General features: G+C 62.8%; 27 protein-coding genes. 17 read left to right on the forward strand and 10 right to left on the reverse strand.

What is annotated here, in order from left to right:
- Positions 1-425 precede the first annotated feature (425 nt).
- From NP4_RS41015 to NP4_RS20025, 3 genes are all read left to right on the forward strand, one after another.
- Positions 426-1,310: a hypothetical protein gene (locus tag NP4_RS41015; RefSeq protein ID WP_147287944.1), complete on the forward strand. Its 885-nt coding sequence runs from the start codon at positions 426-428 to the stop codon at positions 1,308-1,310.
- A gap of 19 nt (positions 1,311-1,329) precedes the next feature.
- Positions 1,330-1,452, forward strand: a complete 123-nt coding sequence (locus tag NP4_RS42670; protein WP_255285525.1) for a hypothetical protein — start codon at positions 1,330-1,332, stop codon at positions 1,450-1,452.
- Positions 1,453-1,631: 179 nt separating this feature from the next.
- Positions 1,632-2,396, forward strand: a complete 765-nt coding sequence (locus tag NP4_RS20025; RefSeq protein WP_114755650.1) for a metallophosphoesterase family protein — start codon at positions 1,632-1,634, stop codon at positions 2,394-2,396.
- 107 nt (positions 2,397-2,503) lie between these two features.
- Here NP4_RS20025 and istB read toward each other — a convergent pair whose 3' ends face one another.
- On the reverse strand, positions 2,504-3,295 hold the full coding sequence (istB, locus tag NP4_RS20030; RefSeq protein WP_067999916.1) for an IS21-like element helper ATPase IstB: 792 nt from the start codon (positions 3,293-3,295) through the stop codon (positions 2,504-2,506).
- Positions 3,292-4,890: an IS21 family transposase gene (istA, locus tag NP4_RS20035; RefSeq protein ID WP_114755651.1), complete on the reverse strand. Its 1,599-nt coding sequence runs from the start codon at positions 4,888-4,890 to the stop codon at positions 3,292-3,294. Before istA ends, istB begins: the two co-directional genes overlap by 4 nt.
- Before the next feature lie 164 nt (positions 4,891-5,054).
- Here istA and NP4_RS20040 point away from each other — a divergent pair, with 164 nt between their 5' ends.
- The 12 genes from NP4_RS20040 (at position 5,055) to NP4_RS20090 (ending at position 11,840) form a co-directional block, all read left to right on the forward strand.
- On the forward strand, positions 5,055-5,906 hold the full coding sequence (locus NP4_RS20040) for an inositol monophosphatase family protein (RefSeq protein WP_255285526.1): 852 nt from the start codon (positions 5,055-5,057) through the stop codon (positions 5,904-5,906).
- 179 nt (positions 5,907-6,085) lie between these two features.
- Positions 6,086-6,529 (forward strand): single-stranded DNA-binding protein, encoded by a 444-nt coding sequence (gene ssb, locus NP4_RS20045; protein ID WP_373863850.1) that lies wholly within the window; start codon positions 6,086-6,088, stop codon positions 6,527-6,529.
- Between the two features lie 12 nt (positions 6,530-6,541).
- On the forward strand, positions 6,542-6,685 hold the full coding sequence (locus NP4_RS41020; protein WP_156524926.1) for a hypothetical protein: 144 nt from the start codon (positions 6,542-6,544) through the stop codon (positions 6,683-6,685).
- 19 nt (positions 6,686-6,704) lie between these two features.
- The gene (locus NP4_RS20050; protein ID WP_082876054.1) at positions 6,705-6,989 is read left to right on the forward strand and encodes a WhiB family transcriptional regulator; all 285 of its coding nucleotides are present in this window, start codon (positions 6,705-6,707) and stop codon (positions 6,987-6,989) included.
- Positions 6,986-7,399 carry a RusA family crossover junction endodeoxyribonuclease gene (locus NP4_RS20055; RefSeq protein ID WP_067999925.1) on the forward strand — a complete coding sequence of 138 codons (414 nt, stop codon included), beginning with the start codon at positions 6,986-6,988 and terminating at the stop codon, positions 7,397-7,399. The genes NP4_RS20050 and NP4_RS20055 overlap by 4 nt, the downstream gene beginning before the upstream one ends.
- Positions 7,396-7,671, forward strand: coding sequence for a hypothetical protein (locus tag NP4_RS20060; protein WP_067999927.1), 276 nt, complete (start codon positions 7,396-7,398; stop codon positions 7,669-7,671). The genes NP4_RS20055 and NP4_RS20060 overlap by 4 nt, the downstream gene beginning before the upstream one ends.
- The gene (locus tag NP4_RS20065; protein ID WP_067999929.1) at positions 7,664-7,909 is read left to right on the forward strand and encodes a hypothetical protein; all 246 of its coding nucleotides are present in this window, start codon (positions 7,664-7,666) and stop codon (positions 7,907-7,909) included. The genes NP4_RS20060 and NP4_RS20065 overlap by 8 nt, the downstream gene beginning before the upstream one ends.
- 313 nt (positions 7,910-8,222) lie before the next feature.
- The gene (locus NP4_RS20070; protein ID WP_169813773.1) at positions 8,223-9,179 is read left to right on the forward strand and encodes a DNA-processing protein DprA; all 957 of its coding nucleotides are present in this window, start codon (positions 8,223-8,225) and stop codon (positions 9,177-9,179) included.
- Between the two features lie 65 nt (positions 9,180-9,244).
- Positions 9,245-10,087, forward strand: coding sequence for a hypothetical protein (locus NP4_RS20075; RefSeq protein WP_067999931.1), 843 nt, complete (start codon positions 9,245-9,247; stop codon positions 10,085-10,087).
- A 183-nt stretch (positions 10,088-10,270) separates the two neighbouring features.
- Entirely contained in the window at positions 10,271-10,738 is a 468-nt protein-coding gene (locus tag NP4_RS41025; protein ID WP_169813774.1) for a hypothetical protein, read from the forward strand.
- Between the two features lie 250 nt (positions 10,739-10,988).
- Positions 10,989-11,216: a hypothetical protein gene (locus tag NP4_RS20085; RefSeq protein WP_147287945.1), complete on the forward strand. Its 228-nt coding sequence runs from the start codon at positions 10,989-10,991 to the stop codon at positions 11,214-11,216.
- 21 nt (positions 11,217-11,237) lie between these two features.
- A complete protein-coding gene (locus NP4_RS20090) occupies positions 11,238-11,840 on the forward strand; it encodes a TY-Chap domain-containing protein (protein ID WP_147287946.1) in 603 nt (200 codons plus the stop codon).
- 149 nt (positions 11,841-11,989) lie between these two features.
- Here NP4_RS20090 and NP4_RS41030 read toward each other — a convergent pair whose 3' ends face one another.
- The 7 genes from NP4_RS41030 to NP4_RS43585 all read right to left on the reverse strand — a co-directional run bounded on the left by NP4_RS41030 (position 11,990) and on the right by NP4_RS43585 (position 18,393).
- A complete protein-coding gene (locus NP4_RS41030) occupies positions 11,990-12,193 on the reverse strand; it encodes a DUF6301 family protein (protein WP_147287947.1) in 204 nt (67 codons plus the stop codon).
- A gap of 421 nt (positions 12,194-12,614) precedes the next feature.
- Positions 12,615-13,031, reverse strand: a complete 417-nt coding sequence (locus tag NP4_RS41035) for a DUF6301 family protein (protein ID WP_255285528.1) — start codon at positions 13,029-13,031, stop codon at positions 12,615-12,617.
- Positions 13,032-13,163: 132 nt separating this feature from the next.
- Entirely contained in the window at positions 13,164-13,667 is a 504-nt protein-coding gene (locus NP4_RS20095; RefSeq protein ID WP_147287949.1) for a DUF6301 family protein, read from the reverse strand.
- A gap of 393 nt (positions 13,668-14,060) precedes the next feature.
- Positions 14,061-14,462, reverse strand: a complete 402-nt coding sequence (locus NP4_RS20100) for a DUF6301 family protein (RefSeq protein ID WP_067999941.1) — start codon at positions 14,460-14,462, stop codon at positions 14,061-14,063.
- A 488-nt stretch (positions 14,463-14,950) separates the two neighbouring features.
- Entirely contained in the window at positions 14,951-15,451 is a 501-nt protein-coding gene (locus tag NP4_RS20105; protein ID WP_067999942.1) for a DUF6301 family protein, read from the reverse strand.
- Between the two features lie 94 nt (positions 15,452-15,545).
- Positions 15,546-17,768 carry a hypothetical protein gene (locus NP4_RS41040; RefSeq protein ID WP_147287950.1) on the reverse strand — a complete coding sequence of 741 codons (2,223 nt, stop codon included), beginning with the start codon at positions 17,766-17,768 and terminating at the stop codon, positions 15,546-15,548.
- Positions 17,769-18,123: 355 nt separating this feature from the next.
- Entirely contained in the window at positions 18,124-18,393 is a 270-nt protein-coding gene (locus NP4_RS43585; RefSeq protein WP_507762157.1) for a hypothetical protein, read from the reverse strand.
- Between the two features lie 24 nt (positions 18,394-18,417).
- Here NP4_RS43585 and NP4_RS43590 point away from each other — a divergent pair, with 24 nt between their 5' ends.
- Positions 18,418-18,579 carry a hypothetical protein gene (locus NP4_RS43590; protein ID WP_507762158.1) on the forward strand — a complete coding sequence of 54 codons (162 nt, stop codon included), beginning with the start codon at positions 18,418-18,420 and terminating at the stop codon, positions 18,577-18,579.
- Positions 18,580-18,952: 373 nt separating this feature from the next.
- Here NP4_RS43590 and NP4_RS41045 read toward each other — a convergent pair whose 3' ends face one another.
- Positions 18,953-19,102 (reverse strand): hypothetical protein, encoded by a 150-nt coding sequence (locus NP4_RS41045; RefSeq protein WP_156524927.1) that lies wholly within the window; start codon positions 19,100-19,102, stop codon positions 18,953-18,955.
- Positions 19,103-19,225: 123 nt separating this feature from the next.
- Between NP4_RS41045 and NP4_RS20125 the strand changes: the two genes are divergently transcribed.
- Positions 19,226-20,347 (forward strand): hypothetical protein, encoded by a 1,122-nt coding sequence (locus NP4_RS20125; RefSeq protein ID WP_067999950.1) that lies wholly within the window; start codon positions 19,226-19,228, stop codon positions 20,345-20,347.
- The last annotated feature ends 122 nt before the right edge of the window (positions 20,348-20,469 follow it).

The raw sequence follows: 20,469 nt of genomic DNA on the forward strand, positions 1-20,469 counted from the left end.
GGGGCACCTGCGTGACAGTGCGACAATCACCGAGGTTGTGGGCTGTTCTCGACTGTTATGCCGCCCTGCCGGTCCAGGCTTGCCCATCCGAATGGGTAATCTGAGTGCGTTGGCGTTGTCTCCGGACAAGAGAGGCCACTCACTGTGGAAGTCTCCGCGACCCCACCCAATACGAATCCCGCACGACCGCAGAGTCCGGTCAGTCCACAAGCGCGCGGTAGGGCAATCGCAGCCGTGGGCGGCAAGCTCTGGACCCAGCTCGGCTCAGTGGCTTTGGCAGCGACGGAGCTAATGGCGCGGTACCCGGATGTGCCGAGGCTGCCGGCGCACCGCTACGCCGCAGGCCTATCTCGAGACGGTGCCGCTGAGCGCTATAACGAGGTCACTGGTCATCAGACGAGCCTCGGCGGGACCACGATCAACGCATGGGAATCCTGGGCGCGAGGTCGAGGCCAAGGCTCACCACCGTCGTTGTCCAGCCTGCTGATCCTGTGCGCCGCCTATGGCCGCGGCCCCTGGGCGTCGCTGATGAACCAATCTCGCCCGCCGCGCTGATCGCCGAAGCCTACGAACGGCTTCCGATCGAAGACCAGCTGTCCCTCAAAAAATTCGACACTGACACTGGCCCGGGACGAAGGATTTCATCCACACAGCCGCAGTTGCTCCCACGGAGCGAGCATCATGCGGCCGACCCGACAGGTCAGGAGGGCTGCGAGTTCACCCTCACCGTGCCGACTGTCGAGTACGGAAACCCGGAAATCTGCGTGTACACCCTGCCGAACCCGAACCCGAACCCGGGGCGATTGCTCGACCTGACGTGGAAGACTTTCGGGCTCGGCGTCGAACGGCTGTCGACGCAGATCAAGAACGTCGGCAAACGCCTAGATGTAGACATCTGTTTCGGCGTCAACGAAGCCGGGCTGGTGATGGCTACATTCCTTGCATCGGCCCGCTTCGGCCGATGTCCCATCGGATACCTGCGTTGCAACAAGATCCGAGATGGCATCGATCTCGACGAAGCCTCCTTCTTCCCCACCGCCAGAGCCGAACCCACCATCGTCATCTGCGATTTCGAAGTGAAACACGCCGATGTCATCGGTTACCTCGCCTGTCAGATCCGGGCGCGGTATCCCGGCGCGGAACTCTACTTCGCCGTTTTCGGGGCTATGACCAAGGACCGTGACCTCGCCGTCGACAGCTTCGACGATCTGACCGGCGCCGAGATTATGCGCGCCGCCAAGTTCGAGGCCGTATTCGTCGCCGCCACTATGAATCCGCCTGGAATCGAACCGCCGCTCGAGTTGCGCTAACCCGAAAGGGGCCCACCAAGTGAACAACCCCAGCGCGATCCCCGAACGCGCTCAGCACATCACCACCATGGTCCGCCAAGCCATGGACGAGATACGGCCTCGACTCGTCGAGGCCGCACTTGGCTATGCCGGTGAAGTCTGACGTCGTTTGTTGGTGAATGGTGGCGTCGTTCTGGGGTGTGGGGGTGGTGTCGTATCGGTGGAAATTGACGGCAGAGAATCGTTGTGTCACTGCGGGATCGGCGTGTCGGACCCTTGCAGCGTCAGGGGTGGTGCCCGTAATCGGAGCATCGAATGATCTCGAACGGTGAGGATGGCGGCATGATGACTTACTCGCGAGTCGCCGTTGTGGCGGATGTGCATGGTGTGCTCCCGGCGTTGGAAGCGGTGCTGGCGGAGCCGGATGTGGTGGGAGCGCAGCGGATTGTGGTGGCGGGTGACGTCGCTGCCGGACCGCAGCCGAGGGAAGTACTCGACCGGCTGGCGGTGCTGGGCGAGCGGGTAATCTTGTTGCGAGGCAATGCTGATCGGGAGTTGGTGGAGTATCGGCGCGGTGGCAGGAGCACGATTCCGGATCCGATCGGGGTCTGGGCTGCCGAGCGACTGCGCGAGGACCAGGTGGAGCGGCTGGCGGGGCTTCCGGAATCGGTGACGCTGGGTATCGAGGGCCTCGGTGAGGTTCTGTTCTGTCATGCAACCCCGCGCGATGACGAGGAGGTGGTGTTGGTCGACTCCCGTCTGCATCGCTGGGCGGAGGTATTGGCCGGGCTGCCGGACAGTGTCGAGACGGTGGTCTGTGGACATACCCACATGCCTTTCGCCCGCCTCGCGCACGGACGGTTCGTGGTGAATCCGGGCAGCGTGGGGATGCCGTATGGCCGGCCGGGCGCGCATTGGGCGCTGCTGGGGCCCGGTGTCCAGCTGCGCCGCACCGTGTTCGATCCGGCTGCGGCCAGCGCTGAAGTGGTGACGTCGTCGGGATATCCGGAGGCCGCGCAGTGGTGCGACTACTTCCTTCACGCGCGTGCGTCGGACGCTGAAGCACTGGACTCGTTCGGGCCGCGGGACGGTCGCGGAGAGCCGTAACTGGTCGGACGCGTGGTTGATCTATCGGCGAATGCCGACGGCACTCGAGAGCCGATGACCACGGTTGTATCGGTGAATTTCGGCGTCACCCAAGGCTATGAACGGTGTCATCCCTTGATCGCTCGGGTGCGGGCGAGCCGGTAGGAATCGGTGCCGGTTTCGATGATGTGCCCGCCGAAGGTGAGCCGGTCGACGATCGCGGCGCAGAGCCGCGGGTCGGTGAAGGTTTTCGTCCATCCGGAGAACGACTCGTTGGACGCGATCGCCACCGAGTTCTTCTCCTCCCGCTCGGTCAACACCTGGAACAGCAGCTCGGCGCCCCGACGGTCCAGCTCCATGTAGCCCAGTTCGTCGATGCAGAGGAGATCGACGCGGCCGTAGCGGGCGATGGTTTTGGTGAGCACCTTGTCGTCGGCGGCTTCGACCAGCTCGTTCACCAGCTTGGCGGCGAGGGTGTATTTCACCCGGAATCCGGCCATCGCCGCCTCGGTGCCCATTGCGATGAGCAGGTGGCTCTTGCCGGTGCCGGAGTCGCCGATCAGACACAGCGGCATACCTTTGCGGATCCACTCGCATTTGGCGAGGGTGTGGACAGTGGCCGGGTCGACGTTGGGGTTGGCGTCGAAATCGAAGGCGCGCAACGACTTGTCACGTGGAAATCCTGCGGCGCGGATGCGGCGTTCGGAGCGTCGGCGGGCGCGGTCGTCGCATTCGGCCAACAACAGCTCGGCCAGAAACGCCCGGTAGGTCATCTGCTCTTTGGTCGCGGTGTCGGCGATCTCGCCGAATTGGGTGCGGATCGTCGGCAACCGCAGCATGCGGCAGGCTTGATCAACCGCGGCGTCGGCGGCCTGTTCGGTCATGCCGTGGCGGCGGGGCGTGCTGGTCGTGGAAGTCATGAACTGGTGTTTCCTTCCGTGACGGGCGTGTGGCGAAGAAGTTGGTCGTAGACGGCCACCGATGGAAGCGGACGCCGATCGGGTGGCAACTGGGCCAGGCGACGTTCGGTCAGTGACGGCATCGGATCCGGTTCGTCCAACTCGACTACCGTCTCGGCTGCCGGGGTGACATCAGCGATTTTTCGGGCTTCCAGGGCGACCGCGTCCGAGGTCAGCGCGCCGGCCTTCAATGCCGCGGCAAGTCCGGCGACGACGTGGTCGTGTGGCATGTGCCGATGTAGCAGGAGCACCTCGATCAACGCTCGGGTGCCCTCGCGGGTGCCGTGTGCGGCGCGGGCCGCGCCCCACCACGCGTCGTGTACGGGTGTGAATTTGCCCGCCGCGCGGGCTTGTTCGAGTGCTGTCGCGCCGGGCAGTGCGCCGGGTTTGCGCAGCAGCCCTTCCAGGTAGTGGTCGAGCTCCAGTCGTGACAGCCCACGGCCGAGCAGACGTTCGTGGCGGGCGACCTCGGTGCGGCCGTCGTAGACGATCAAGTTGTTGGCGTGCAGTAACACCCGCAGCGGGCGGCCGATAAGTCGGACCGGAACCGAGTAGCGGTTGGTGCGCACGGTGATCTGCGCGTAACGGTCGACTCGCGGGGTGAACCAGCGGCCGGTCTCGAATTCCTCGACAGGTAGCGGTTTGAGCAGTGGCTTCTCGACCGCGAAGTGCTCACCGATGGTCCGAGGCCGGGCGCCGATTCGACGGGCATCGTCGGCGACGTCCCAGATGTCGATCATCGAGTTGAGCTCCTCGATCGATTCGATCTCCGGCACGGGGACAAGATGATTGCGCCGGAACCACCCGATCTGTCCCTCCACTCCGCCTTTCTCGTGTGCCCCGTCGATACCGGGCTGGCAGTAGAACGGCTCAAGGTTGTAGTGCGAGCGGAACGCGGTCCAGCGATCGGTTTCCTCACGCATCCGAGCGAAGCCCAGCACACGGGCGACCGCGGCGCGCAGATTGTCGTAGCGGACCTTGCCGAAGGGCACCCCACCGAGCACGGTGAACGCGTGCACGTGGCCTTCGAAGAACGCCTCCTGCCCACCGGAGAGGAAGCAGCGGTGAACGGCCTTGCCGGAGAACGACATCCGGAACGCGAACAGGTATACCTGCACTAGTTCGCCGCGCAGCCGCACCGTCACGTCACCGAAGTCGACCTCGGCCTCCTCACCAGGGCGATGGCTCTGCGGGATGAACACCTGCGCCGGACCACGACCGGCCTCGATCCGGATCTTCGGCTTGCGAACGGCGACGTAGTCTCGCAGTGTTTGATATGCGACGTCGGTCATGCCGTGTTCGTCGATCAGCCGCTGGTAGATGCGTTTGATCGTGTGCCGTTGTTTGCGCGGCGCGTCTAAATCTGCTCGCAGGATCTCATCGACTACTGGTTTGAACGGATCCAGCTTCGATCCCCGCCGCGGATACGGTTTGTGCTCGGCGGGCCATACCCCGTCTACCGCGGCCCGCACCGTCCGCCACCCCACCCCGTACTTGGCCTCGAGCTGGCGTCCCGACATTCCCGCACGCGCGTCTCGCCGGATGGCGGCATACAGCTCGACCTTCGACGCACGAGGTAACGACGACTCTCTTCCAGCGCGGCACCGCGAAGCACGAGAAGCCTTGCACTGCAAGCAAGATCACGCCATCACTTTTCACCGATACAACCACCACCCCCTACCAGGGTGCCGTCGCGATCCACCGATCGGCGCCGTCGTAGATCACCGATGTAGCCACCGCACTCACTGGTGACCGCGGCGAGAACGAAAACCGCCGCCACAGCGACAACTTCCTGTCCGGCTACGACCTCTGGATGCACCAGCGCTACAAAGAGCTCCTCAGCCGCCACATCCCGTCGTTCGTTTACGCCTCCGAGGAAGCCGATCCGGAGGTGATCGGCAACGACCCCGACCCAGACCTGTGTGTCATCGTGGACCCACTCGACACCAGCGAACTCGCCGTTCGCGGCCTCTACGGCTACACCCACGTGCTGGTCTACTCACGCCGACAAGCCCGACCCACCATCGCCGTGGTCGGCGACATTTTCCATCACCTACAGGTCTACGTCGCAGCCCAGGACCGAGACGGCAACGATCGCGCATTCCTACTCACGCGGGATGGCCACGAACACACCCTCGATCGCCCTTCCCAAGTTCAACTACCCGCAGCGCTCGTGACGAACTACCTCATGCGACCCGAACAACGATTCCAACCCCTTGCCGCTCAGCAGGACTTCCTCGCCGCCCTCAGCGCTGAATCGCCAGACGGCAAGGCCCGCGGCCGCATCGGCGTTGATTTCGGGTCCATCGGCCTCTGCCACGTCGCGGCTGGCCTGTCCGATGCGATGATCGAATTCGCCAAAGGCTTTGCGATCTGGGATCTCTCCCCGGGCCACTACATTCTGCATGCGGCAGGGGGCGTCGTAACCGATCTGCAAGGGGCGTCCATCGCGCTCGACTACAACCTCGACTCGTTGACCGATATCAAACAAGCCATGGATCAGCGGCGTCGGTTCATCGCAGCTGGAAACGTAAATCTCGCTGGGCAGATTCGAAAATCGTTGCGGCAGTGAAGAAGACGCGACTACGAACGCCCCTGCGCCCTTCGGATTCAGGGCAGCCACCGAACCTGCTTTGTCCGCGACCCCGCCGCTGCGTCTTCGGTTCCTCCCACCCGCTTAGCTGTCTATACATCCCATAGGCTATGAACTGTGAGGTATTTTCGGAGCAGCCAACCGAAAGGACCACCACCGTGGCCACAGGAGACACCCTCCTAACCCTCACCGGCAACCTAACCGCCGACCCTGAACTACGCTTCACAGCCCAAGGTCAAGCCGTAGCCAATTTCACCGTCGCTTCCACCCCCCGCTCGTTCAACAAGACCACCAGCCAGTGGGAAGACGGCGAAGCCCTGTTCCTGCGCTGCACCGTCTGGCGCGACCAAGCCGAGAACATCGCCGAATCCCTGACCCGCGGAACCCGAGTCATCGTCACCGGCCGCCTCAAATCCCGCACCTTCGACACCAAGGACGGCGACAAACGCACCGTCCTCGAACTCGAAGTCGACGAGATCGGCCCCTCACTCCGCAACGCCCAAGCCAAAGTCACCAAGTCCGCGACGAAAAACTCTGGCGCACAACCTCAGTGGGCAGCAGCCGCACCGGCCCGACAGCCAACCGACGCCCCGCCATTCTAGAAGGCGCACGCCATGCATCTCCTCGACACCGAAATCCTGCACGAGGACATCACCCAAATCCTCGACCGCGCAATACCGAGCGACGAACCCACCCAATCCGCCATGCACCGCCTACGCACCCTCCTCGACAGCGGCATCCGCCTACGCCCGGAATAGAGAGCGCCCACAACTTCATATGGCCCCCCACGACCGAGACTGGATGGTCCGCGCGAAATGCCGCGGCACCGACGACTACGCCGCCTACGACGCCGACAACCGCGGCGGCGGCCAAGCCGAACAACTCGAACGTGCCTGCGGCGGCTGCACCGTCAAACCCGAATGCGCCGCCTACGCACTCAAACACGAATCCACCATCGGCGGCATGATCTGGGCCGGCGTCCCCATCCCCGAATCACCCACCACCATCTACTACCACCGGGCACTGGACCGACTCCGCGTCATCGCCAGAAACGCCCGATGACCACCCCGCCCGAACTGCTTACCGCCGCAGCAACATTCACCAAACCGCTCTACACCATCACCATCCCCGGCGAACCGGTCCCCAAAAAACGCCCCCGCTTCGACGGCCGCCGCGCCTTCACCACCCGCGACGACCACAACGCCGAAGCACACACCGGATGGCATCTGGCCCAAGCGATCCCACAACCACTGACAGGAAACCTCGCCGTCGCCTGCGTGTTCTACCGCAGCACCCGCCGCCCCGTCGACGCCGACAACCTCATCAAACACGTCATGGACGCAGGCAACGGCATCGCCTGGCGCGACGACTCCCAATGCACCGCCGAATTCGGCGTCATCGAACTCGACCGCACCAACCCCCGCACCACCATCCTCATCGCCCGCCACAACTCCACCCTGAAACGCAGATGACCCTCACCCTCACCCGCACCGTCTACCGCCTGTTCGGCGTCCCCATCGCCTCCATCACCCGCCACCGCGCCACCCTCCCCGACCACCTCCCCACGCCCACCACCCCCCTGCAAGCCACCGGCGCCATCCCGATCCTCAGCGACCACGGCTACGCCTACTCCTGCCGCCGCTGCGGCGAACTCCTCCTCGAGGGCCTCACCGAACCCATCGCCGGAGCCGACGCCATCGAACTAGTCCTCCACCACAACTGCCAGGAGAACCCCAGTGGCTGAACAACTCTCACCCCGAGACGACCTCGACCGCGCCATCCGCCGCTGGCTCGCCAACGAAACCAGCGGCGGCCTGGCCACCGACTACATCCTCTTCTCCGCCTACCTCGACCCCGCCCGCCACGGCACCGGCTACCACCTCGCGCTCTCCGAGGGCATCAGCTACCACGCCGCCAGCGGGTTGGCGGGCCACCTCCCCGCGGTCGTCGAGGACACCTTCACCGGCGACGAGGACGACTGAGCCGAGCTGCGAAAGCCGCCGTATCAAGCCGAAAACGCTTCGGGCATTTTGGCCGATCGGCAGGAGTCGCACCTCGCGCAAATGTCCCACACGCTACTGACGAACCCGCGGCTGCGAGCCCGGCAGGCGCGCGCGTATCCATCCCTGGATAGCTGGTGAGCATGAAAAGCCCAGCCTGTCGCCTCGTAAGTTTCCGACCGCAGTGAAGCAGGGCTCGTAGAGTTCGTAAGTATGGCAGTCTGGCGGTCTATGTCGCCTCCGAGTGCAATAATTCGAATGCATGTTCGATGATCCTGAGCTGAGAGGAGGTCAGGTGACACACTCCTACGCCGCGCATCAGGGGGAAGGTGGCGAGGTCGAAGGATCGCTCCTCGGCAACGACAAGGAGCGTGCGGCGCTGGTAGCCATGATGCGGCTCGAGTCGAAGCGGGTGGATTGGTCGAAGCTGACCGAGCGACTCAGCGAACGTGGGAGCGCGGTGCTGCTGTGGGAAGACGAGCATCCGAAGGATCTGTTCGGCGATGGCGGCGATGCGGCGGTATTGCAGCAGGCCGAACGTGACATCCAGACATGGAAGCGCGCGCCGTTCCAATTTCACACCTTCACCGACCGGTCCTATCCCTCCCAGCTGCGATCGGTGCGTCAGGTTCCGCCGATGGTATTCACACACGGAAAACTGAAACCGGGCGAAATCGGAATCTGTGTTGTCGGTTCACGCAACGCAACCGACGCCGGTCTGACCTTCGCGCGCACCATCTGCCGATATTTGGTCGACTCCGGCCTGACGGTGATTGCCGGATTGGCAAAAGGAATCGACACCGCTGCCCATCGCGCAGCATTGGATGCCGACGGCCGAACGGTGGCAGTGCTCGGCAACGGGCTGAATCGCGTGTATCCGCAAGAGAACCGCGACCTGCAAAACGAAATCTCCGAGCGCGGAATGTTGCTCACACACTTCCTGCCCGAATACCCGCCGTCGCGGTGGTCCTTCCCGGCTCGGAACGTCACCATGAGCGCATACGGGACAGCCACCGTGATCGTCGAAGCCAGCGAGAAAAGCGGCACGAGGATCCAAGCACGCGAAGCGGTCGCGCATGGCCGCCCAGTCATCATCAACGCCGCCGTGGTCGGTTCGACAACCTGGGGAAGGGCGCTGCAAAACGAACCGGGCGTCTATGTAGCCGAATCGGCACAACAGGCCTTCGAGCACGTTCAGAAGATTCTGCATCATCGCGAGATGGTCTCCCAGTTGCTGGGCTCCGCACGGTGAGCAGCGGCGTGATCGAGGTCTCGCGCCCGCTTTCTGAGATGGACGCCCGCGAATCCGAGTGATAGATGAATGAGAACCCCCAGATCAGCGAGGCCGCACAACTGGTCCGACGCCTCGTTCGCGACAGCGTTGGAGCGTTCTTCCGCAACACCTATGCCCCTGGCACTCTCGACATCTGTTCGGTATGCCGAGCGCCGGCCAATGGAAACCTCTGCGATGACTGCCGCAGCCACCGCGCCGACTACGGAAACCAACTGGCCGACCGCACGATCCTGCTCACCTATGCGCAGGGCAAGCACCCGGGGGGCCCGCACCAGTCCGCCCATGTCGTCCGGGCGTACAAGGGCTACTTCGGTACTCCCGCTTCCCCGGAGTGTCAGGAATACATGAAACTGATGGTCCGAGTCGCGGCCGAAATCCATCGGCCATGCTTCGAAGGCTGGCTCGGCATATCCTGGGATTCCCTCACCTTCATTCCGTCACGAGAACGGCCCGACGCCAGCCATCCCGTCGCTGCGCTCGCGCGTGCCGTGGAATCTCCCGACGGGCCGACTTCTCCCCTGGACCGGTTCCTTCTCGAGACAGGCCCAGGCGCAGTCATAAGCGCGAAACATCAACTGGTCGAGGACCGCTTCCTGGTACCGGAAAAATGGCGCTCCGCCGTCGATGGCAAGAACGTACTGATCGTCGATGATACGTGGACCAGAGGCGCAAGCGCTCAAGGCGCAGCCATCGCCGCCAAGCAAGCAGGTGCCGCCACTGTGACAGTCCTGTGCGTCTCGCGGTGGCTGAACTGGAACTGGGCACCCAACGAGCGATTGCTCAGTTCCCTGGCCGAGGATTACAACGCACTGCTCTGCCCTGTGACCGGGCAAGTGTGCCAATCCGCCATCAACTACCGAGCTTGAACCCTGTTGTAAGCCACCCGGCTCGGAATGCATACGCGCACAGCCGGATCGGCCCGTATTGGCAGTGGAGCCAGTGGTAGTCCCCGTCCCCTATCGCCTGATTTGTCTGCTATGCCGAGCTGCTTTAAGCTGCGCGGGCAGACGTGCACTGGAGGGGGAGATATGTCCGTGTGGCCTCGGATCGTGGTCGCGGTAGCCGTGGCGATCGCGCTTGCGGGATGCAGCGAAGAGACTCGTCCCTCCGGCCCGTTCGACACCTGCCGCGACCTCAGCACGACCATGCTGACACAAGCGGGAATCGATCCGGCCAGCAAGCAGGACACCGTAGTGACCGGACCGCTGACGCCGAGCTGCGTATATGGGCTGAAGAACCCCGCCGGATCGGTGCGGTTCGACCAGCTTTCAAATCTGACCTATTCGTCGGAGCTGGCGAGAGAGCAGAAGATCGCACAGGGCGTAACGGTCAAGGCGGCGCGTATCAACGACCGCAATGCGTACACCAAGTCGGTGGAAGGCTTTCTGTCCAAATGCGATCTGATCATGGAACTGAAGCAGGGCGTAGAGGTGATCTCGGTCTTCGCGGGATCAGATCAGTGTGGCATCGCCACCCGGATCGGCACCGCGATCGACCCGGTTATCGGCAAGCGTTGACAAGCTGACGGGTGCGCCTCCGCCTACTGCGATCGAGCCGGATTCTATTGCGGTGCAACTGATCTGCCCAGGTCGCCTCATCGACTCAAACATGCCCAGCGAGAGAAGAAGGTGCCAACTGGGCAGAGGCGGTCCACTGTCGAGGCGCGGGGTACCGGTCATCGGTTCATCCACCGCGCTCGGGCTAAGCTCATTTCTGTTGGGCGGGAGGAGAACTGTGACACGAGACTGGGCAACGCTACTCCAGGTCATGCCAGACTTTCTGGAGCCGGACGTCTCCGCTGGCGGCGACATCATTCCCGCCAATGAACGTTTCCAACTGCGAGATCTCGAGACGGGCTACTTCGTCGACTTCACCGGGGAGGGAAAAGGTCTGAAGATTACCGTACCCACCCCGCCAGATCCCGATGTCGCCGAGCGCACCCTCAGCATCATCCAGAAGCAGCCCGCCGGGATGTGGATAAGGGACAGCGTGTAGTGGCCCGACGACGCCGACGAGTTGAACACCGGCTGGCGATATTTCCACGGCGACCCCGCTGTCGCCGCTTCCGTCGTGACAGTCATGTGTAATGGGCTGGGCATGGACATGCGTCGACTGCGATCCCGCGCTTGGGATGACAAAGGACCTCAGCTCTTTTACACTGAAAGCGACTGGCCGACAAGTCGCAATGCCGCGGCGCGGTGCACGGACTGGGACGACTTTACCGACAGGCTCGACTGGGTGCTACACACCATGCCGCAGAGCGCGATCACTCTCACCGCTCCCGATCAGCAGACAATTCAGTTCACACACCAGTACAACGGAACATTCAGTTGCGAAGCCAGCCACGACCCTGGCAATGCCGAATCCGCCAGGCGCATGGCGGAGTTGGGTTGGACATATGAAACCACCAGCTACCCGAGGTTCGAACTCTGGTCGCCACCAACCGGGCGAGCGGGGCGCAAACCAGTACTGAACAACGCCGCATACCGTGCGGTCACTACCTTCCGCGAGGTCTACGGCATCGACAGCCTACGGCGGTTACAGGTCGAGGTCACTTCTCTACGATCGCGCCTCGACGAAATGTCTTACGTCGCTATCGAACTGGGACTCAAAGACTGAAGGCTCGCCTGACATTCGATGCTCGTCCGTGCGCCGGCCAGCCGATTCCTGCTTTCAAGGTGGACATCGTCGGCCGTCTGGAAGCACGGCTTCGTAGCCTTGAAACCGAGGATTCGATCACGGCTGGTCGGGGCGCCTCATCTTCTCTCCTACTCGTCCTCGGGTTCATCAAGCCACGCTTGATATTCGGGATTGACGATAGCCAGACTGATGACATTGGGGATCGCAGACAAATTGACGACCACGTTCGGCAGGTTCCAACCGATTGTCGCGTCGACCCCCGGTTCATGTCGATTCGGCGCGCCTGGGATTGCTGTCAGAGCTGTGCTGAGAGCGGAGAAGCTGTCGCTCACTTGCTCACCGGCCGACGGCAGGAGGCGGTAACGATGGCGAGATATGGCTGGGATGCAGGTGGATGTTTCGCCTGAGTGGTAAGAGTAGAAATGCGTGAAGCCCCGACTCGGATCGAGTCAGGACTTCGCGAGAGCCCTTCAGCGGGAAGGAGTCTCCCAGGTCATGATGAGCGCAAATATCTGCCGCTGGCACAAGACCGGCTACCCAGAAATTCTTCAACGCCCGCGCGACCGGGCTTGTCGACTGCGGGCTGGTGATCAACACCGGAGTTCGGCCATCGAGTCGGCCCAATTGCCAGCCGCGTCGCTCGCTGAGATGGCCAGGCCTGTCTACAGGCCACGGCCAGTCGAATCCGATTGCTGCGCAAAAGATCTGCACGGCCTCGATATCCTGTCGCATCGGGTACTGGGGGAGCCGCGGTCAGTTCTGGGGCCAGACGCTGTCGAGATCGGGATGAGCTTCGGGCTCGATCCAATCATCGTTTCGTCCTGCCATGCCTGGTTCGGGGCTGACCAGCGAGACATTGCCCGAGCCATCACTCACCGTAATCTTCAGAACAATACCGGGCACGTCCCAACGCAACATTCGGTTCGGATCTCGCCACCACCATCCTGTCGGAAGCTGCCCTACCAGCACGAATATCCGCTGCGCCAATGCGTCGAAAGCATTGGACAACAACGGCTTTGTGCTCGAGTCATTCAAGACCACGTCGGTGAAGTAGAACCAGACCTGATCGACAGGCCGAGGCCCGCAATCGAGGAACCTGTCGAGGAGGCTATAGCTTCGGTGCGGTTGAGGTCGAAGTCGGTAGTCAGTGCGGGGGTCGTTGGTCGAGATCGGTCACTCGCCAGCCAACTTGCTGCGCGAATCCGAGGAGATCATCGATGGTCCACGTCCAATCGAACTCCGAGGCGACCCCGTACTGATGTCTGATCGCATTGGAATGTGTTCTGCTCGACCGGGATCGATTCAGTCTTCTTCCAGGTTCGCGTCGTTCTCGTCGTTCCACTTCTGATACGCGGGACTGATGAAGTTCAAATACACCCCGGTCTTGCTCGTGGTCACCGTCACCACGATGCCAGGAAGATCCCAACGCAGCCCGCGGGTCGGCTCGACCCAGCTTCCGTCCGGGCGCTTCTCGACCACCTCGAACACGCGCTGCGTGAGTTCGTCGAATACCCTATCAATTTCAGGCTTCATCCCCGGATCGTTGACGATCGCATCGGTGACGTTGAACGTGATCTGCTCCAACGGCCGCGGCACGTCCGGATTCACTCTGTTGTTGATATACAGCAAGGCGTCGGTGCGCTCGATCGCGAGATCGGTGGTCAAGGAGGGGGATCGGTCCTCGGGTCGGCTCTGTTGCCAACCGACTCGGTCGCTGAAATCAGCCAGGTCTGCAACGGTCCATGCCCACTCGAATTCGGATGCTGCACGGACGATCTGTGCGGCGCGCTCGATGTCTCTCTGCATCTTGGGACACTGCTTTCTTGCTGTGGCGGCTCGGTTTCAGACCATCACGAGCGGTTGTTGCTTCCCATAACCCGAGAGCGCAAGTGCGTTTCACAGGAAGGCGCCGTGCGTCAGGTATTTGAGCTACTCGACTTTGGTGCTGTCCTCGTCCCCACAGCCACCGACGAGTAGCGATCGCCACTCACAGCATGTCGAAACCCGGTCACGCCAGAGGATTTCGGTGGAGGTCACCCACTCACACCTGTCTGTGACCTAAGTGAGAGTCTAGTCTCCGCGGGGTCCAGACACTGGCGAGATCAGGGTGCATATCGGGGTCGATGCGATCATCGATATCGTCCTGGTATTCGGGGCTGACCAGCGCAACGTTGTCCGAGGTGTCGCTCACCGAAATTTTCAGCACGAGTCCGGGCAAGTCTCAACGCAACATCCGATTCGGATCTTGCCACCACCGACCAGCGGGCGTTGACCGACGAGCTGGAATATCCGTTGTGCAAGCTCGTCGAAAGCATTGGACAGCAGTGGCTTTACATTCGCATCATCCAGGATGACATCGGTGAAGTAGATCCAGATCCGCTTTGTTGGACGCGCCGGATCGACTGAGTTGTCATGGAATGCCATGACGTCGGTTCGGTTGATGTCGAAGTCGGTAGTCAGTGTGGGGGAGCGCTGGTCGAGGTTGGCCAGCTGCCAGCCAACTTGCCGGACGAATTCGGGGAGGTCGTCGACGGTCCAGGCCCAATTGAACTCCAAGGCACCCTGGATGACCTGAATGGCACGGTCGAGGTCTGCTCGCATGGATGGACTGCTCTTCTTTGTGGGGCAAGCCGGTTCGGGGCGGTGCGAGGCTGGTGCCGCCTCGCACCGCGCGGTGAAGGTACGTGTTCATAGGTAGGTCAAACACCTGAGGCTTTCCGCTCGGGTCGTGTCCTGGGCGGAAGGCTTGCGTTGTGCGATGGCGACAGTTACCGGCGGGATCGCAACAGCGAAGGTCACGGAGCCAGCTGCGAGCCGGGCGAGCAAGTTGTCGAGCGGTCTGTTCTCGGAGCCGGCGACCGCGGGAATTGGCAGCGCGACGCCATGTAGTCTCGGCTCCGAGATTTCGTCCGCAGGTGGAGTGGCCAGTGGCTTTGCCGGTTTCGGTGTCGTCGGGACATTTCCCACTCGATCCGTCGTCTCGCCTCTCTGATGCGGCGTGCTGTTTACTCACTTAGGACCGGTTCCGGCCCCAGATTCACGCGGTTGCCGCACAAGCGATCTACACGGCGAGCTCGATCACTCAGCTTCTATTCGTCGCCGTCGGCCTCGATTTTGTCCTGCCATCTCTGATACTCGGGACTGACCAACTCGACATAGACAGTGCGAGCACTGGTCGTCACCGCTACTGCGATCGTGGGCAAATGCCAGCGCAGGCCGCGGGTGGGTTCGACCCACCACTCGTCGGCCCGTCGCCCCAACACCTCGAACACCCGTTGTGCGAGCTCATCGAATACCCGGTCGATCTCGGGCTTCAGATTCGTATCGTCGAGTATCACGTCGGTTGTCCTGAACCAGATATGGTTGAGCGGACGTGAGTCGCCGGTTCCGACTGTGTTGTCGACCGACAGCATGGTGTCGCGACGATTGACGTCGAGATCGGTGGTCAGTTCGGGATACGTCTGATCCAGACCGGTCAGCTGCCAGCCGACCAGGTCGCTGAAGGCGGGGAGGTCGGCCGCGGTCCAGGTCCAGTCGAATTCCGTTGCGGTGCGCACGATCTGCGCGGCACGTTCGATGTCTGTACGCATCTGTATGAACAGTACTTTCTCGCTGCTGCGGTTCGGGGCTTCACAGCACCCCCTGTGGGTGTAGCTTTCCACAACAAGGTCGTGAAGGGTGCGCTCACAGATGAGCGCCGTGAGTGAGACATTTGAGCCACTCATCCCAAGGAGCACCCTGGGCGGATGCTGGGCGGGGTGCGATGGTAACCACCATTGATTGATCTGCCGGTCGGCGGCGGTTCCAGAACCCCTGCTGCAACTCCGGAATCTCGGGTACGGGGATGTGGAGTTGGGCGAGAGCGGACACGTCGTGCAGTCGTCCCTGAACCAGCTCTCCGAACCACGTTGTGGCTTGACCGAGCAGGCCGCCCAACGAGTTGTCGGTGTAGGGGGCGGGTTGTGTAAGCGGTTGCGCTACTCCGTGAATAGTGGGGCCATGCCCTGGCTCTTGGCCAGTTGTCTTACCTATGACAGTGTCGCCGGGGGTCCAACCGTTGGCCGGCTCTTGATTGGAGCCGTAGATAATGATGTTTCCATCGGTGTCGGTTTTGATCAGGCGGTAGCCGACTCGGGCGGGGTCTTCATTTTGGACCGCGTCCCACACTCCATTGTCGACCAGCCATTGCATGAAGGCTGGATCATTGGCCGCATCTTCCTTGAGTTTGCCCCACAGGTAAGGGTCGGTCATCTGCTGAGCGCGAATCGTCGTATCGCTGTCGGGACCGTCGGGAACCATAGCGGTGCCCGGTCTGGGCTTGCCTGGATCGCCACCTTTCGATTCGATGACCATGATCTGGCCGTTCTTCACGGCGACCAGGTCATGCGTGTACGCACCAGAGGGCCGAGTATTCACTGTCCAGCCGTCGGATTTGAGCATCGCGACCGCTCCGGCCTCACCAAGCAGTTCCTTGGCGCGGTCCACGGGGGCTTTCGCCTTCCACCAGGCGTCGATTGCTGCCTGCAGAGGGGCGGTGGGCAATCCGAGGTCGCTGAGATCCCGCAACTGAGCATTGCGTACATCTTTGTCGCTGCTGGTGAGTTTGCCGATATCGATGTCGAGGTTGGGGTTCTGCTCCTCGAGTCCTGAGGCCAGACCTTCGATCCCCTTGTAAAACATGTTCCGGTAGATCTTGGCGACCTCGACGACGCCCATGGCCAGCAAGACAGGTGGGCGATACTCTTCGTCCAAGTCTTCAAATTTCCAGCTCAGGAGGCGGATCAACTCGGACCTGAGACTGATCCTCCCGTCGCCCTTAGCGGCGAAACTGCCTGGCTGTTTTCCCTCTGGGTTTCCTTGCCCCCATCGCAGGGTGTTGCCGTCCCAGTACGTTCCTTCTACCGGAACCCAGGCTTGCCCAGGCTTCGTACTGGGGAACAGTTGTCGCTGATGGTTGGTATTCGGATCGTTTGCTGGTCCGGGGATTGTGGTCGGCGCAGTGCCGGGGTTGCCTTGGTTCAGCGCGTTCGGGCCGGGGGTTACGGTCGTAGTCGCACCGGGTCGGGTGTTGGGACTGGGGGTATCGGGCAGCGAATTGGGATCCAGGCGATCGTCGGATTCGCTACGGGGCTTGTCGTCGTTGCGTGTCAGGTAGAAGTGCAGAGCCGTAAGCCCGAGACCGACGACGACAGCCGCGCCAGCGCCGATGACGGCACCGGGAACAGCTCCGACGCCTCCGCCGCCGACGGTGCCCACCGCCGCACCGATTTCACCTCCCTCGATTGCCATCGTCGCGAGCTCGGCGGCTGTGAGACCCGCCCCTGCCTCGAGCGCGCCGGTTCCGAGCGCCGCACCTGCGCCCGCACCCAACAGCGCGGTGCTGTTACCGTCGCTCCTGTCGTCGCCGTCGCTGCCCGATGAGACTCGATTGCCCTGGCCGTCAATGGTGTACAGATACTCACCCGCGCGGTTCAGAACCGCGTAGCGAGGCTTCCCATCGGCTCCATCGGCCAGCTGAGTCTTAGTGGCGGGGTAGGGGTCGCTGGCGTAATGGGGTTGTTCCGCGGGGACATTGATTTCGACGCGGCTACCGTCGCTGGGGTCGTAACCGTGATAGGTGTGGGCCGGTTGCGGCGCGGCGGGGACCAGGCCTGGGGAGTTCGGGTTGTAGGCCGGGAGGTCCGAGGCTTGTGGGCGCGAGGAATTCTGTCCCGGTTGAGAATTCGAGGCGGGAGACTGTGACTGTTGCTGGTTGGCAATCGTGGACCACACCGGATCCTGGGCGACTCTGTCGTTGTTCGCCTGGATCGCGGCCCGCGCGGCCGGGTCGCCCAATATCGCGGCTGCACCTGGATCGAGTGGGGGGGTTTTGGTTGAGTCGGACGACGAGTTCGGCTGGGGAGCCATTGATCACACTCCATGCGGGCATGAAAAAGCCCAGGCGGCAATATGTTTGCGGCCTGAGCGGTGGACGGGATGCAAAGGCGGAGGTCACACCCCCGCCGAGGGCCGGGGCGCGACAGGAGGGCGGTCCTTGCGGCTCACCGGCCGACGGCTCGGGGCGGGAACAAAGGCGGGATGTGGCTGAGATGCGTGAAGCCCCGACTCGGGTCGCTGAGTCGGGGCTTCGAGTGAGAGTTATTCAGAGAGAGGAAGTCTCACTGACCTGATGAGCGCACAGATATGGCGCTCGCATCAGCTTCACGTAAACGGGGAACTACGTCAAGCCCGCAGGTGCGGAGCGGTGCTGGTCATGTACGGTTCAGTCGCGTCGGCGTCGCACGCCGAGCTCGGTGTCCAGGTAGCGCAAACCCTCTGCGGCGAAAGACAATTCCCGAGGATGCTGCGCGCCGAAGATATCCCGCAGTGTCGCTATCGTGCGGGGGACCAGCTCGCCAAGGGTGCGGTTCTGCAACGTCCGTGTGCGAGAACCCTTCCAGATCGGGTACTCGACGCCACCGAAATCCTCTGGTGCCCGATGCCATCTGAGCGAGTCCATCCGAGCGTGCAGTTCCGCGCGATCGAGTGACACCGCTCCACCCAGCAGACATTGGCTGTGGATTTCGAACTGACTGAAGAATTCGATGCTGGTGCATCGCCTGTCTCACTCGGCGCGTGCAGGCTCAGCACCTGGCCCGACGGCAAGGTCGTGATGGCCCAATCCAGCCGCTCGGCGAAATCACCCCAGTCGATGCAGGTTTCGGCCGCATCGCGGTGAAACGGGCGATCCGGAGCGACTGATGTCAGCTTCCGAGTCCCCCCGTACAGCGCGTCCACCGGGCCGTCGTTATCGGCCGCCGTGTACCGCAGCCGCTGCGGCGCGGCACCCAAACCATCCCGCAGCACCTCGACCAGCGTGGCCGCGATCTCCTTGCGAAACCGTTCATGGTTCGGCCAGCCGGTCTTGCACTGCCGCACCGACATATCGCGCGTTTCCTTGAATACCGAGGACGGCCCCCACATCGGACCGTCTTTCTGCCGCAGCACTTCTCCCGAGGGGAGGTGAATCGAACCGACATTGGTCGTCCGGTTCGACCGAAGCACGTCCACCAGTCGCCCCGCCGCCACCGGACCCTCGGGAATCGGCACGATCACCTCGTTCCAGCCATGTTGTGGAACAGCACCCGATGTCCGGTCTCGACGTCGCGGATCTGGACGAGACTTCCATCGTTGGTGCCGTCGTGGCTGTACAGGTACAGCGGCAGATCCTCGAGCAATCGCTCCCAGCTGTATTCGGTCACAGTTATCCCCAATCCCTTTGATCGCCAACAACATAGCGACGCACCCCGACATCCTCGGCCCTGGCCGACTCAGCCAGACCGCTACGCCAGCGAGATCTCCAGGTTTGGGCTAGTTTGCGTGATATGCGTGATCAGATCGACGGACCGACACAGTCCGCGACCGAGAATCCCGAAGCGGCGCAACCGAACCCGGCCCAGACTCGACGTTTCGGCCCGCTGTCCGCGATTCCGGCGATGGAGCAGCCGGACGTCGCGCTGGTGGGTAAACCGGAGTACGCCGAACTGCTGATGACGACCGTCCGTCGGCGTGCCCGGATACACGGTCGATTGGTGGGCTTGGCGGCCGCGATCCCGCTTGTCCTGATGGTCGTGCTGTGGGTGTTGCACCAGGACGCCATCGCGATGGCCGTGACCGCGGTGGCTGCCTTCGTGGTATTCCTGCGGTGGATGGGAATCGGGCCGCTGGCGCGGACCTATCGCGCGGTGATCCCACTCGACGGGCAGTCGATGACCATCCGATTCGGTCCCGACGCGTTCGACTTGCAAGGCCCCGGCGACCGGGTCCGCTTCCCGCACAGCCGCTTCCGCGCGATTCAGGTCGAGCCGGAAACGATTACCTTGCGCATGCGAAACACCCTGATCACCTTCCCGCGAGAACTGTTCCCGGACACGGCGATCGACTACCTCCGCGCCCGATTAGCCGGACATGACGATGTCGCCGCTCCGCCGCCGCTGCCCTCGCTCCCGCCGCTGGGTCAGCCGACCGCGCAGGTCACGGCCGGACCGGACACTGCTTCGCAGCTTGCCTGGGCAGTCACCTGGCGAAGCAATCGGCAACTGACCCAGCTCAATGCCATCGTTGCCGTGACGCTCGTACTCACCGCCGTAGTGGTCGGCGGTGAACGAGGTCTGGCCGCCGGTGCCTTCGCGGCGGGCGTGATCATTCTCGTCGTGCTGGCCGCCCGCCTGACCGCGGCGGTGATCGACTTCGCCCGCATGCAAAGAGGATTCACCGCTTACGCCGCCGACGGCGACGTGCTCGCCACCAGGTTCGGACCCGACGCGTTCGCGGTGCGCACCGCCGAAATGCACAGCCACATCCGATACGACAGAATCGCCAAACTGACCGTCCGCCGTCACACGGTGCTCATGACCCACGGCGGCCGTGCCACGGCGTACCCGCGGGAATTGTTCCCCGATACAGCAATAGCGCATATACGCGCGGCCAACCCGAGTTTGCTCTGAGGCTGGGAGACATGGGTAGGCCGAGCGCCCTCCGGATAGCGCCCGGCCTACGAAAAGCTCACCCCACCACTACACGACCGCGACCACCGAACCGAGCAGCAAGCCGACAAACGACACCGCGG

Origin of the sequence: Nocardia pseudobrasiliensis NBRC 108224 (assembly GCF_001613105.1) — a bacterium.
Lineage (GTDB): Bacteria > Actinomycetota > Actinomycetes > Mycobacteriales > Mycobacteriaceae > Nocardia > Nocardia pseudobrasiliensis.